This is a genomic window from Sphingopyxis sp., from assembly GCF_035998905.1.
In the GTDB taxonomy this organism is placed as follows: Bacteria; Pseudomonadota; Alphaproteobacteria; order Sphingomonadales; family Sphingomonadaceae; genus Sphingopyxis.
This window is the reverse complement of sequence record NZ_DASYHG010000027.1, coordinates 41,355-53,673: the sequence shown is the minus strand read 5'-3', so window position 1 is coordinate 53,673 and position 12,319 is coordinate 41,355. Positions and strand designations below refer to the sequence as shown.

General features: G+C 64.7%; 12 protein-coding genes. 4 read left to right on the top strand and 8 right to left on the bottom strand.

Going from position 1 to position 12,319, the window contains the following annotated elements; genetic code table 11:
• Positions 1 to 136: 136 nt before the first annotated feature.
• The 8 genes from VGN62_RS16385 to VGN62_RS16350 form a co-directional block, all read right to left on the bottom strand.
• Positions 137 to 1,129: an SDR family NAD(P)-dependent oxidoreductase gene (locus tag VGN62_RS16385; RefSeq protein ID WP_327455815.1), complete on the bottom strand. Its 993-nt coding sequence runs from the start codon at positions 1,127 to 1,129 to the stop codon at positions 137 to 139.
• Between the two features lie 62 nt (positions 1,130 to 1,191).
• Positions 1,192 to 1,761 carry an aminoacyl-tRNA hydrolase gene (gene pth / locus VGN62_RS16380; RefSeq protein WP_327455813.1) on the bottom strand — a complete coding sequence of 190 codons (570 nt, stop codon included), beginning with the start codon at positions 1,759 to 1,761 and terminating at the stop codon, positions 1,192 to 1,194.
• A 66-nt stretch (positions 1,762 to 1,827) separates the two neighbouring features.
• Positions 1,828 to 2,463 carry a 50S ribosomal protein L25/general stress protein Ctc gene (locus VGN62_RS16375; protein WP_327455811.1) on the bottom strand — a complete coding sequence of 212 codons (636 nt, stop codon included), beginning with the start codon at positions 2,461 to 2,463 and terminating at the stop codon, positions 1,828 to 1,830.
• Positions 2,464 to 2,573: 110 nt separating this feature from the next.
• Positions 2,574 to 3,416, bottom strand: a complete 843-nt coding sequence (locus VGN62_RS16370) for a TraB/GumN family protein (protein WP_327455809.1) — start codon at positions 3,414 to 3,416, stop codon at positions 2,574 to 2,576.
• A gap of 53 nt (positions 3,417 to 3,469) precedes the next feature.
• A complete protein-coding gene (locus tag VGN62_RS16365) occupies positions 3,470 to 4,420 on the bottom strand; it encodes a TraB/GumN family protein (protein ID WP_327455807.1) in 951 nt (316 codons plus the stop codon).
• A 54-nt stretch (positions 4,421 to 4,474) separates the two neighbouring features.
• Positions 4,475 to 4,912, bottom strand: coding sequence for a hypothetical protein (locus tag VGN62_RS16360; RefSeq protein WP_327455805.1), 438 nt, complete (start codon positions 4,910 to 4,912; stop codon positions 4,475 to 4,477).
• Positions 4,905 to 5,117 (bottom strand): helix-turn-helix transcriptional regulator, encoded by a 213-nt coding sequence (locus VGN62_RS16355; RefSeq protein ID WP_327456097.1) that lies wholly within the window; start codon positions 5,115 to 5,117, stop codon positions 4,905 to 4,907. The genes VGN62_RS16360 and VGN62_RS16355 overlap by 8 nt, the downstream gene beginning before the upstream one ends.
• A 242-nt stretch (positions 5,118 to 5,359) precedes the next feature.
• Positions 5,360 to 5,686: a UrcA family protein gene (locus VGN62_RS16350; RefSeq protein WP_327455803.1), complete on the bottom strand. Its 327-nt coding sequence runs from the start codon at positions 5,684 to 5,686 to the stop codon at positions 5,360 to 5,362.
• A 275-nt stretch (positions 5,687 to 5,961) separates the two neighbouring features.
• Between VGN62_RS16350 and VGN62_RS16345 the strand changes: the two genes are divergently transcribed.
• The 4 genes from VGN62_RS16345 to ppdK all read left to right on the top strand — a co-directional run bounded on the left by VGN62_RS16345 (position 5,962) and on the right by ppdK (position 12,310).
• Positions 5,962 to 6,843: a glycine--tRNA ligase subunit alpha gene (locus VGN62_RS16345; RefSeq protein WP_327456095.1), complete on the top strand. Its 882-nt coding sequence runs from the start codon at positions 5,962 to 5,964 to the stop codon at positions 6,841 to 6,843.
• Complete coding sequence (gene glyS / locus VGN62_RS16340) at positions 6,840 to 9,083, top strand: glycine--tRNA ligase subunit beta (RefSeq protein ID WP_327455801.1); 2,244 nt, start codon at positions 6,840 to 6,842, stop codon at positions 9,081 to 9,083. Before VGN62_RS16345 ends, glyS begins: the two co-directional genes overlap by 4 nt.
• A 15-nt stretch (positions 9,084 to 9,098) precedes the next feature.
• Positions 9,099 to 9,560 (top strand): hypothetical protein, encoded by a 462-nt coding sequence (locus VGN62_RS16335; RefSeq protein ID WP_327455799.1) that lies wholly within the window; start codon positions 9,099 to 9,101, stop codon positions 9,558 to 9,560.
• A gap of 86 nt (positions 9,561 to 9,646) precedes the next feature.
• Positions 9,647 to 12,310 (top strand): pyruvate, phosphate dikinase, encoded by a 2,664-nt coding sequence (ppdK, locus tag VGN62_RS16330; protein WP_327455797.1) that lies wholly within the window; start codon positions 9,647 to 9,649, stop codon positions 12,308 to 12,310.
• Positions 12,311 to 12,319 lie beyond the last annotated feature (9 nt).

The window sequence follows — 12,319 nt, the reverse complement described above, 5'->3', positions numbered from 1 at the left end:
CCCTGTTTTTCGGTTGAGCCCCGGGACTCGAACATCCCGGTTTGGAGGTGGCGCACCGATTGCAGAGGTTGATGTCAGCCGCGTTGCTCGAACGCGTCGAATTGCAATGACTTATATGACGGACTTGTGACAGGCGTCAGTCGTGCACCGCCTTGACCAACGGACCCAGCTGCCCGCCGCCGAGCCATGCGAGCTGGACTTCGGCCGAAACGCGGTTGATCGCTTCCTGCGGCTTGTTGCCGGGATGCACCGCCTGGCGCAGCGGCCGCTTGCCGGCGGGCATTGCCATGATCTCGGCGATCGCGCACGGTACATCGGCAGGATCGGCGCTGCGGCCACTGCCGTCCTCGGTTCCCATGCCGCGTGTGAAGGGTGCATAGGCCGCGAGCAGCGCCGCATCGCTGCGATCGCGCAGCGCACCCGTATAGGCATTGCGGTTGACCCACACCTTGGTCGGATAGCCGCCGGGCTGGATGATCGTCACGTCGATCCCGTGCGGCACCAGTTCATAGGCGAGCTGTTCGGACAGCGCCTCGACCGCGAATTTGGTCGCCGAATAATGACCGCCGCCGGGCACGATCACGCGCCCGAGCTGCGACGAGATATTGAAGATTTGGCCGCCCTTCACCGCGCGCATCTGGGGAAGCAGTGCGCCGAGCATCCGCTGGATGCCGAGGACATTGGTTTCGAAAATCAGCCGGGTGGCCTCCATGTCCTGAACCTCGACCGGTCCAGTGATGCCGATGCCGGCATTGTTGACCAGCGTGTCGATGCGCCCGCCCGTGAGTTCGAGCGCCTTGGCGGTCCCCGCCGCGACCGACGCATCTTCGGTGACGTCGATCTCGACGATATGGAGGTCGAGCTTGTCCTTCGCGGCTTTGGCCGCGAGGCTCGCTGCCTCCGGGCTTGGGACGTTCCGCATCGTCGCGATGACCTTCGCACCGAGCTTTGCATAGTGGAGCGCGCCGATCCGGCCGAAACCGCTCGATGCACCTGTGATCAGCACCGTGCGGCCTTTGAGTGAAGGGGAGGCGGGGGGTGCTGCGTGAAGCACGCCGGGTGCCGCGGCGGCGAGCACGGCGGCGCCCGCTATAAGCTCGCGGCGGCTGGGGGTGTGGCGATCGGACATATTGAGGGCTCCCTTCGGGAACCATCATGCCTCAGCCGGCGCAAAGCGCCAACTTCGTTGCGTCAGCCCTGCAAACGCAGCGCGAGGTCGCTCTGGAAGCGCACATCGTCGCCGTCGGCGAGCCATCTTGCTTCGGCCGCGATCGCACCCAGCAGGTCGATCAGCGGTTCCATTTCGCTCTTGTGATAATTGCCGAGGACGTGACCGGTAACGCGGTCCTTGTGCCCCGGATGGCCGATGCCGATGCGCACGCGGCGGAAATCTTCGCCGATATGCTGGATCATCGAGCGGATGCCATTATGGCCCGCCGCGCCGCCGCCCTGCTTCACCTTGACCTTCATCGGCGCAAGGTCGAGCTCGTCGTAAAAGGCGGTAACGTCCTGCGGCTCCAGTTTATAGAAATCGAGCGCGGCGCGCACGCTGCGGCCGCTTTCGTTCATGAAGGTGCCGGGTTTGAGCAGAAGGATGCGCTGCGATCCGATGCGGCCTTCCTGGACCCAGCCCTGGAATTTCTTCGCGGGTGCCGGAAAGTCGTAGAAATCGGCAATGACGTCGGCGGCCATGAAGCCGACATTGTGACGGTGCATCGCATATTGGGGCCCGGGATTTCCGAGGCCGACCCAGAGCTGCATGATACTGTTTTTCCCGGGTCCAGCGGAAACGCCCCTCCCGCATCGGGGAGGGGCGGTCCGAAATGCTTAGGCTTCGTCGCCGCCTTCGGCAGCTTCGCCTTCGTCCTTCGTCGTGTCGCCGTCGCTCGACTTGAGCGCCGACGGGGCAACGATGGTCGCGATGGTGAAGTCGCGGTCGGTGATCGCGCTTTCGACACCCTTGGGCAGGGTGACGTTGCTGATGTGGATCGAATCGCCGACGTCAAAGCCGGTGACGTCGATCGCGATCTCGTCGGGGATCTTGTCCGCGTCGCAAACGAGTTCCAGCTCGTGACGCACGATGTTCAGCACGCCGCCGCGCTTCAGGCCCGGCGAGGCATCTTCGTTCGCGAACACGACCGGCACGGCGACCTGGACGGTGGCGCCCTTGGCGATGCGCAGGAAGTCGGCGTGGATCGGGCGATCCTTGACCGGATGGAACGCGACGTCCTTCGGCAGGGTGCGGATGGTCTTGCCACCCACTTCGATCATCACGACCGAGTTCATGAAGTGACCCGTCATCAGCTGCTTCATCAGCAGCTTTTCTTCGACGTGGATCATCAGGGGTTCTTCCTTGCCGCCATAGACAACGGCGGGGACACGACCTTCACGACGCAGTTCACGCGAGGCTCCCTTGCCTCCGCGTTCGCGCGTCTCGGCCGTCAGCGTCAGCTGATCGCTCATCATATTTCTCCGAGATTCGGTTACACAGTTCCGCCACGCCTCCAGGGATGACCATGACGGAAGCCGCGGCGCTTAGCGGGGAAGCGGCGGAAATGCAAGCACCGGCGCGCCTATTGCACCCGGGTGACCGTCAATCCTTCGGCTTCGAGCATCGTCGGCACGCCGTCGCTGCCGACCAGGTGGCCCGCGCCGACCGCCATCAGCACCGTTCCGGGCTGGCCCATTCGCCGTTTCACCCACGCGCTCCAGCGCCGGTTGCGGTCCGTTAGGATTGCCTTGCGCGCGGCGGGAACAGCGTCGATGTCTTCGTTGATTACCTTTTCCAGCGTTGCGATATCGCCGCGGCCCCATGCCGCGGTCAGCGCGCCGACTTCCTTTACGGCGATGTCCGCTTCCTCCGCCGTACGGACCAGCAGCGCGCGCTGCGTCGCGGCGTCCAACGTTTCGAACAGCATCAGCTGCTCGCGCGCGGTTTCGAGGCCGCCGACGGGTTTGCCCGCGGCCTTGAATGTTTCGGTCAGCCGCGTTTCGACCCCGTCGGCGGGCGACAGTTCGGCGTTTTGCGCGACGCGCTGGCCCATCAGCACCATCACCGCCCAGTCATCGAACCCGTCGCCGCTGAAGCTGCGTCCGCTCGCTTCCAGCGCGCGGTAACCGATCAGCGCCTTGCCCGCGAGGCGCGCTTCGATCGCGAGCGGGGTCTGGCGCGGGGCGAGTTCCTGAAAGACTTCGCCCGCGGCGGCGAGTTCGGCGGGCGGCAGTTCGAGCACCAGCTCGTCCGCTGCGCCGATCGCAGCGGCGACCTTGCCATCGTTCCAATCGGTCCCGCGCGGCAGCGCGTGCATGGTGCCGAGGATATAGATGCGGGTGTCTTCATCCTCGACCAGCCACATCGCCGGCCGTGCCTGTTGCCCGGGTTCGGCGGTGCCGCATCCCGCCAGCAGCAACGCCAAAAGGGCCGCCGCAAGGCGGCGCCCCCCTTGTTCGATACCGGCGGCGTCGCCGATCAATATTTTACCCGCTTCACGGTCAATCCGTGTGCCTTCAGATAATCCTGCACGCTCTTGTCGCCGGCGAGGTGGCCCGCGCCGACCGCGACAAAGACGGTGCCGGGCTTGTTCATCCGCGCCTTGATCTGCTCGGCCCAGCGCGCGTTGCGATCCCACAGCAAGGTTTTCGCAAGCTCGGGCGTCGCGGCCATGCTTTCGTTCATCGCCGTGGCGAGCCCGTCGGGGTCGCCCTTCGCCCACAGCAGGACCATCTTGTCGAGCTGCGGTCCCAGCTTGTCGAGGTCCTTGACCACCGAGTTCAGGAAAGCGACCTGCTGCGTTTCGGGCAGCGTATCGAAGAAGCCGAGCTGCTCGGTAAAGGTTTCGAACCCGGCGACCGGCTTGCCGCTGGCCTTGGCCTTGCTGGTGAGCTGCTTTTCGGCGCCCTGTTCGGGGTCATAGCCGAGCTTGGTCAGGGGCAGCATCGACAGGGTGATCGCGGGGAACCAGGGCTCGAACGCGTCGAACTGCGCGGCGGGCAGGCCGACGCTCGCCATCGCTGCCTGATACGCCGCGAGCTGGTGAGGGTCGAGCCGCGACGACAGCGTCTTGCCGCTCTGGTCGAGTGCCAGCGGCATCATTTCCTTCGCGACCTGCGACGGGTCATCGGGCAGCACCATCTCGAGCATCAGCTGGTCGGATTTGTCGAAAGCGGTTTTGACCGCTTCGTCGAACCAGCTGAGGCCGGGTTTCAGCACATGGACGGTGCCGAAAAGATAGATGGTCGTGTCCTCGTCCTTCACCACCCACAGCGCGGGGTCGGCGTCGGTCGTCGCGACGATTGCCGGTGGGGCGGCCGCCGCCACGGGCTCGGCCGCGCGCGCCGATTGGCCGCCCGGGATCATCGCGCATTGGGCAAAGGGGATGACCGCACATGTGGCGGCAAGCGTCCGGAACCAGTTTTTCATCGAAGTCGGCCTTTCTTGGGTCGGCTTAAAGAATTGCGGGAAAAGCGGAAAGGGTCAGCGAAACTTCAGCCATAGATAGACGATGCAGTTCACGACCAGCGAAAAGACGAACAAAATCATGGCGTCGGCGGGCGGTGCCATGTCCGCGCGGTGGAGCACCCACCAGACGGGTGCCGGAAAGATGAACGCGTACCATCCGGCCGTGCTGGCCCAGAGCCAGGCATGTTCCTCATGATCGTCGATCGCGCGGTGATAGATGATCATGCAGATCGCGAGACCGATCGCCCACGCCGCCGACGCGCCGATGGCGAAGCCCGGCGTCAGCGCGCCGCTGAAGAGTTCGGCCGCGGAGCGCGGTGCGTTGGCTTGATCGGCAACCATCCAGCCGCCGACGATGCCGCCGATCACGCCGGCGAGGCCGAGCGAGGTCCAATAACGCTTTTGCCGCGGGGACATGCGGCGGCGCGGTTTCGAAGTCTCGGCGTCAGTCATTGTTGCTTCCTTCATGGCCGTCATCGAAAATTTCTTCGATCGGCATTTCGAACAGCCGCGCCAGCTTGAAGGCGAGCGGCAGCGACGGGTCGTATTTTCCCGTCTCGATCGCATTCACCGCCTGCCGCGAAACATCGAGCCGGTCGGCGAGTTCCGCCTGGCTCCAGTTCCGCATCGCGCGCAGCACTTTCAATTTATTGTTCATCGGCGCCTCGCCAGCATGTCCGTCGGGATGGTCACACGCTTCCCATAGAGCATCGAAATGTCGGGGAAGCGAAATTTTGTCCATCCGTTCGATATGGTCGGGTTGGTGGCGGCAGGCCTGAACGGCGATCGGCCTGCCAAGAGACTGGAGCGCTGCCACCGGGGAGGAGAGAGCGCTCCAGTCCAAGTCGCCGGCCGTCACCGGGGAGGCCCGGCCGGAACGAAGCCGTCCTGTCCTGCCGCTTAGCGTGCGGCCTCGACCATCAGCAGCGCGAGCTGCGTACCGCCCTGCGCCTGCGCGATCGCGCGTTCGGCCTGCGGCGCGGCATTGGCGAGCGCCGCCGCGACACACGCCGACTGGCGGGCGTTTTCGGCGGTGCCGCGGAGGCCCGAGCGGCACAGGCGGCGCGCCGTGCTCTTTACGCGGGTGTCGAGGCGTTCGCGGTCGGCTGCCCGGGTCAGGTCGAGGCCGGCGGTGCTGACGGCAGCGGTGGCGCCTTCGGTCTGCGCGGCGGCGGGAGCCGTAGCGACGGTGAGCGAGAGGGCGAGGATCAGGGTGCGGGTCATCATGTCTAGGGTCTCCTTGTTCGTTGGGTTCGTCACGTTAGCCTGTCTTCATGTCAGGTATGCATGACTATATGTCGCGATTCGCTGACCATGTCAACAACGCCTTACAAAAAGTTTTGGAGACCTGACTAAGGCGCGCATTTTCGCGCCGCGACGAAGGGACGGGAGCCTTGACCGTGCGCCGCCGCTGGGCCAATGCGGCGGCGATTTTTGCACCTGCGAAGGATATTGCGGCCGTGGCCGACGGGGCGGACAAGACACCACTCAGCTTTCAGGACATGATCCTGACGCTGCACGCCTATTGGGCGGCGCGCGGTTGCGCGATCCTGCAGCCTTATGACATGCGCGTTGGGGCAGGGACGTTTCACCCGTCGACGACCTTGCGCAGCCTCGGCCCCGAGCCGTGGAACGTCGCCTATGTCCAGCCGAGCCGCCGCCCGACCGACGGCCGCTATGGCGAGAACCCGAACCGGCTCCAGCATTATTACCAATATCAGGTCATCCTGAAGCCGTCGCCCGCCGACCTGCAGGAACAATATCTGGGCAGCCTTGCGGCAATCGGCATTGATCCGCTGCTCCACGACATCCGCTTTGTCGAGGACGACTGGGAATCGCCGACGCTCGGCGCGTGGGGGCTGGGCTGGGAAGTCTGGTGCGACGGGATGGAAGTCACCCAGTTCACCTATTTCCAGCAGATGGGCGGCTTCGACTGCAAGCCCGTCGCGGGCGAGCTCACCTACGGGCTCGAACGCCTCGCCATGTATATCCAGAATGTCGACAATGTGTACGACCTGCGCTTTTCCGACGCGGTCGGCGATGTTGCGGCAGTCAGCTATGGCGACGTGTTCCTCGAGAATGAGCGCCAGTTCTCGAAATGGAATTTCGAGGTCGCCGACACCGACACGCTGTTCGCCGGGTTCAAGGCCGCCGAGGAGGAGTGCAAGCGCGCGATCGCGGCGAACGTCCCGCTCGCCGCTTACGACCAGGCGATCGAGGCGAGCCATTTGTTCAACCTGCTCCAGGCGCGCGGCGTGATCAGCGTGCAGGAACGCGCCAATTATATGGCGCGCGTCCGCGACCTCGCGAAGGGCAGCTGCAAGGCGTGGATCGACAGCCAGTCGGAACGCTGGACCGCACAATATCCGGGGTGGACGCTGTGACCGACTTTCTTCTCGAACTGCGCAGCGAGGAAATTCCGGCGCGGATGCAGGCCGGCGCGCGCGCCGAGCTGGAAAAGCTGTTCCGCGCGCAACTGGGCGCCGCGGGCCTCGAAGCGGGCGACCTCACCATCTGGTCGACCCCGCGCCGCCTTGCGTTGATCGCGAAGGGGCTACCCGAAGCAACCACCGCGGTCAGTGAAGAACTCAAGGGCCCGCGCAGCAGCGCGCCGCCGCAAGCGCTCGAAGGCTTCCTTCGCAAGACCGGCCTTCGCCAAGACCAGCTCGAAGACCGCGACGGCGTGTATTTCGCGGTGATCGACAAGCCGGGCCGTCCTACGTCTCGCGTTCTTACCGATACGATCGCGCATATCGTTCGACATATGCCGTGGCCCAAGTCGATGCGCTGGGGCAAGGAAAGCGCGAGCAGCGAAAGCCTGCGCTGGGTCCGTCCACTGTCGGGCATCGTTGCCATTTTTGGCGAAGAGCTGGTGCCGTGCAAGATTGGCGGGATCGAGGCGGGTTTCGCGACGCGCGGTCACCGCTTCCACTGTCCGGGCGAGATCACGATCGGTTCGGCATCGGACTATGCCGAAAAGCTCCGGGCCTGCCATGTCATCGTCGACCATGAGGAACGGCAGGCGATCATCCGCGACGGCGCCGCGAAGGCCGCGGCCGACGCTGGGCTGACGCTCGTCGAGGACGAGGGGCTGGTGATCGAGAATGCGGGCCTCACCGAATGGCCGGTGCCCTTGCTCGGTCGCTTCGACGAAGCGTTTCTGGAGGTCCCGCCCGAGGTCATTCAGCTCACCGCACGCGTGAACCAGAAATATTTCGTCGTGAACGGCGCGGATGGAAAGCTCGCGAACGGCTTCGTCTGCACCGCAAACATCGACGCGAAGGACGGCGGCGCGGAGATCGTCGCGGGCAACCGCAAGGTGCTGGCGGCGCGCCTGTCCGATGCGCGCTTCTTCTGGGAACAGGACCAGAAAAAGACGCTCGCGCAGCACGCCGACAAGCTCGCGAACATCACCTTCCACGAAAAGCTGGGTACCGTCGCCGACAAGGTCGAGCGCGTCGCGAAGCTCGCCGAATGGCTGGCGAGCGAAGGCATCGTTCCGAACTGCGACCCCGCGCTCGCGCGGCAGGCGGCCGAGCTGGCCAAGGCCGATCTCGTTACCGAAATGGTTGGCGAGTTCCCAGAGCTGCAGGGCCTGATGGGCGGCTATTACGCCCGCGCCGAAGGCTTGCCCGATGCGGTCGCCGACGCGATCCGCGACCATTACAAGCCGGTCGGACAGGGTGATGATGTGCCGACGGCGCCGGTGACGGTGGCTGTGAGTTTGGCTGATAAGTTTGATACTCTTACCGGTTTCTTTTTGATCAAATCTCAGCCCTCCGGTTCAAAGGATCCATTCGCACTTCGGCGCTCAGCAATTTCAATTCTCAGCCAGATTTTTGGAAATGGAGTCCGTGCGGATTGGCGATTGCTCCTTTCCCAATCGATCAAAATTCACGTCGATCAAATAGTGCCATTGGTTAAAGCTGAGATCCAACTCCAAACGGCCGAGAATGACGCGCTTAACTCGATCATTCAAACCGTTGAAAAAGACCCTGAAGCGGCGATGTCGATCGCTATGACACAGCAAGCATTGCGGTCAGCAGGCGTCAAATTTATATTCAAGCGAGTGGAGGTGTTTGCAGAGCTGGACGACGATTTTTCTGAGACGTTACCCAGTGAGTTGCTTTCTTTCTTCGCCGACCGTCTCAAGGTCCAGCAGCGCGAAGCGGGTGTCCGCCACGACCTGATCGACGCGGTGTTTGCGCTCGGCGGCGAGGATGATCTTGTCCGCCTGCTCGCCCGCGTGAAGGCGCTTCAGGCGTTCATGACGACCGAGGACGGCACCAACCTGCTCGCGGGCTACAAGCGCGCGGCGAATATCCTGAAGCAGGCGGGCGAGGTGAGCGGCACCGCCGCCGCGACGCCGCCGACCGACGCCGACGCCGCGCTGCTCGCCGCGCTCGACGCCGCCGAACCCGCGGCCTCCGCTGCGGTCGCTGACGAATGCTTCACCGACGCGATGGCCGCGCTCGCGTCGCTTCGCGCCCCGATCGATGCCTTTTTCGAGGGCGTGATGGTCAACGACCCCGACGAAGCGGTCCGCGCCTATCGGCTCGGCCTGCTGTCGCGCTTCACCGGTGCGGTGCATGGCGTCGCCGATTTCTCGAAGATCGAGGGCTAGGGAGAGGCCCGGGCGATGAAGCAGGATTTTCCTGTCTGGCTGGCCTTTCTGTTCCCGGTCTTCTTTGTCGCGCTGTGGGTGTTCGTGATGCGCGTCATCTCGTGGATGGGCTGGTCGGCGCTTGCGGCGCGCTTTGCGTTCGATCGCGATCTGCCGCCCGACGTCACGCGCTATGGCTCGCAGTCGATGTCGATCGGCGATTCCTTCTTCACGATCGCGAACTACGGCAATTGCGTGAACGTCTGGATCGACCCGCGCGGTTTCTACATGCGTCCGCAACTGTTCTTCCGGCTGTTTCATCCGCTGGTGCATATCCGCTGGGACCAGATCGCGAAGGCGGATGTTCGCGAGGGATTTCTGAAAGGCGGCACGCGGCTGACATTTCGTGCCGATGTGCCGACGGTCGCGATGCGTGGACGGTCCGCGCGCGCGGTCGCCGAACGATGGCAAGCATTTGGCGCAGGCAACGCTGCCTGATGCCGCTAAAGGAAAACTGAATCGACCCGGCGGGCAACCGCCACTATCCAGCCGCAACCTCCTCCCCGGGGCAGCAGGAGCATATGATGACGAAGATGGTGCATTTGTTCGGCGGCGCGGCCACGACGGCCGAGCGTTCGAAGGAATTGCTGGGCGGCAAGGGTTCCAACCTCGCCGAAATGGCCTCGATCGGCCTGCCGGTGCCCCCGGGCTTTACGATCACCACCGACGTCTGCACCGCTTATTACGCCAATGGCGAACAATTTCCCGCGGGCCTGATCGAGGAAGTCGCGGCGGGTATCGCGCATATCGAAGGCATCACGGGCAAGAAGTTCGGCGATGCGGCGGACCCGCTGCTGGTCTCTGTCCGGTCGGGTGCGCGTGTGTCGATGCCGGGGATGATGGACACCGTCCTCAACCTCGGGCTCAACGACAAGACCGTCGTCGGCCTGTCCGACGCGTCGGGCGACCCGCGCTTCGCGTGGGACAGCTATCGCCGCTTCGTCCAGATGTACGCCGACGTCGTGATGGGTCTCGACCATGCCGAGTTCGAGGAGGCACTGGAAATTGCCAAGGAAGACAGGGGCTTCTACCTCGACACCGAGATGTCGGCTGAAGACTGGCAGGCGCTGGTCAAGGAATATCAGGCGATCGTCGAGCGCGAGACCGGCGCGCCCTTCCCGCAGGAGCCGAACGACCAGCTGTGGGGTGCGGTCGGCGCGGTGTTCGCGAGCTGGGAAAGCGACCGCGCGAAGGTCTATCGCCGCCTGAATTCGATCCCCGCCGAATGGGGTACCGCGGTCAACATCCAGGCGATGGTGTTCGGCAATATGGGCGACACCTCGGCGACCGGCGTCGCCTTCACGCGCGATCCCGCGACCGGCGAACGCGCATGGTACGGCGAATGGCTGATCAACGCGCAGGGCGAGGATGTCGTTGCGGGCATCCGCACGCCGCAATATCTCACCAAGATCGCGCGCGAAAAGGCAGGTGCCAAGCCGGCGTCGATGGAAGAGGCGATGCCCGAGACCTTCATCGAGCTCGGCCGCGTCTTCGACACGCTCGAAACGCACTATCGCGACATGCAGGACATCGAATTCACCGTCGAACGCGGGACGCTCTGGATGCTGCAGACGCGTTCGGGCAAGCGCACCGCGAAGGCGGCGCTGCGGATCGCGGTCGAAATGGCGGCCGAAGGGCTGATCACCGAAGAGGAAGCCGTCGGCCGCGTCGATCCGGGCGCGCTCGACCAGCTGCTCCACCCGACGCTCGACCCGAATGCACCGCGCGATGTGCTGACCAAGGGGCTTCCCGCCAGCCCCGGCGCGGCGTCGGGCAAGATCATGTTCACCGCCGATGACGCTGAAAAAGCGGCCGAAATGGGTGAGGCGGTGATCCTCGTCCGCGTCGAGACCTCGCCCGAAGACATTCACGGGATGCACGCCGCCAAGGGCATTTTGACCGCGCGTGGCGGGATGACCAGCCACGCAGCGGTCGTCGCGCGCGGCATGGGCCGCCCCTGCGTCTCGGGCGCGGGCGGGCTGTCGATCGACGGTGCTGCGCGCGTGCTGCGCGTCGGCGGGCGCGAACTGCGCGAAGGCGATATCCTGACCCTCGACGGGTCGACCGGCGAAGTGATGGCGGGTGAGGTCAAGACCTTGCTCCCCGAACTCGTCGGCGATTTCGGCACGCTGATGGCGTGGGCCGACAAGGTCCGCCGCATGAAGGTGCGCGCCAACGCCGAAACCCCCCAGGACGCGCAGGTCGCGCGCGATTTCGGCGCCGAGGGCATCGGGCTTTGCCGCACCGAGCATATGTTCTTCGACGCTGCACGCATCACCGCGGTGCGCGAGATGATCCTCGCCGACAGCGAAGCCGGGCGCCGTGCCGCGCTCGCCAAGCTGCTGCCCGAACAGCGCGGCGATTTTGCCGCGATCTTCGGGGTGATGGCAGGGCTGCCGGTCACCATCCGCCTGCTCGACCCGCCGCTCCACGAGTTTTTGCCGACGCGCGAAGAAGATTTTGCCGATGTCGCCGCGGCCGCGGGTGTCGGCATCGAGGCGCTGAAGGCGCGCGCGAACGAGCTGCACGAATTCAACCCGATGCTCGGCCATCGTGGCTGCCGCCTCGGCGTCACCTATCCCGAAATCTACGAGATGCAGGCGCGCGCGATCTTCGAGGCGGCGTGCGACGTCGCCGCCGAAACGGGCGCTGCGCCGATCCCCGAAGTGATGATCCCGCTCGTTGCGACGCGCCGCGAGTTCGACCTGATGAAGGCGGTCGTCGACGCACAGGCGAAGGCGGTCTTCGCCGAAAAGGGCCGCGAGATCGCGTATCTGGTCGGTACGATGATCGAACTGCCGCGCGCCGCGCTGATGGCGGGCGAGATCGCAGAATCGGCGGAGTTCTTCAGTTTCGGTACCAACGACCTCACCCAGACGACGATCGGCATCAGCCGCGACGACGCGGGGCGTTTCCTGACGCAATATGTCGACAAGGGCATCTTCCTGACCGATCCGTTCGTGAGCCTTGATGTCGAGGGCGTGGGGCAACTCATCGAGATCGCGGCGGATCGCGGCCGCAAGACGCGTTCCAACGTCAAGCTGGGCATTTGCGGCGAGCATGGCGGCGACGCGCCGAGCATCCACTTCTGCGAACAGACGGGCCTCGACTATGTCAGCGCGTCGCCCTACCGTGTCCCCATCGCCCGGCTCGCGGCCGCTCAGGCTGCGCTGAAAAAGGGCAAATAACCGGGGGGA

Coding starts and splice junctions, on each gene's coding strand:
- VGN62_RS16335 (WP_327455799.1), top strand. CDS start 9,099: ATGAAGCAGGATTTTCCTGTCTGGCTGGCCTTTCTGTTCCCGGTCTTC.
- VGN62_RS16355 (WP_327456097.1), bottom strand. CDS start 5,117: ATGAACAATAAATTGAAAGTGCTGCGCGCGATGCGGAACTGGAGCCAG.
- VGN62_RS16375 (WP_327455811.1), bottom strand. CDS start 2,463: ATGAGCGATCAGCTGACGCTGACGGCCGAGACGCGCGAACGCGGAGGC.
- VGN62_RS16345 (WP_327456095.1), top strand. CDS start 5,962: ATGATCCTGACGCTGCACGCCTATTGGGCGGCGCGCGGTTGCGCGATC.
- VGN62_RS16365 (WP_327455807.1), bottom strand. CDS start 4,420: ATGAAAAACTGGTTCCGGACGCTTGCCGCCACATGTGCGGTCATCCCC.
- ppdK (WP_327455797.1), top strand. CDS start 9,647: ATGACGAAGATGGTGCATTTGTTCGGCGGCGCGGCCACGACGGCCGAG.
- VGN62_RS16385 (WP_327455815.1), bottom strand. CDS start 1,129: ATGTCCGATCGCCACACCCCCAGCCGCCGCGAGCTTATAGCGGGCGCC.
- VGN62_RS16350 (WP_327455803.1), bottom strand. CDS start 5,686: ATGATGACCCGCACCCTGATCCTCGCCCTCTCGCTCACCGTCGCTACG.
- pth (WP_327455813.1), bottom strand. CDS start 1,761: ATGCAGCTCTGGGTCGGCCTCGGAAATCCCGGGCCCCAATATGCGATG.
- VGN62_RS16360 (WP_327455805.1), bottom strand. CDS start 4,912: ATGACTGACGCCGAGACTTCGAAACCGCGCCGCCGCATGTCCCCGCGG.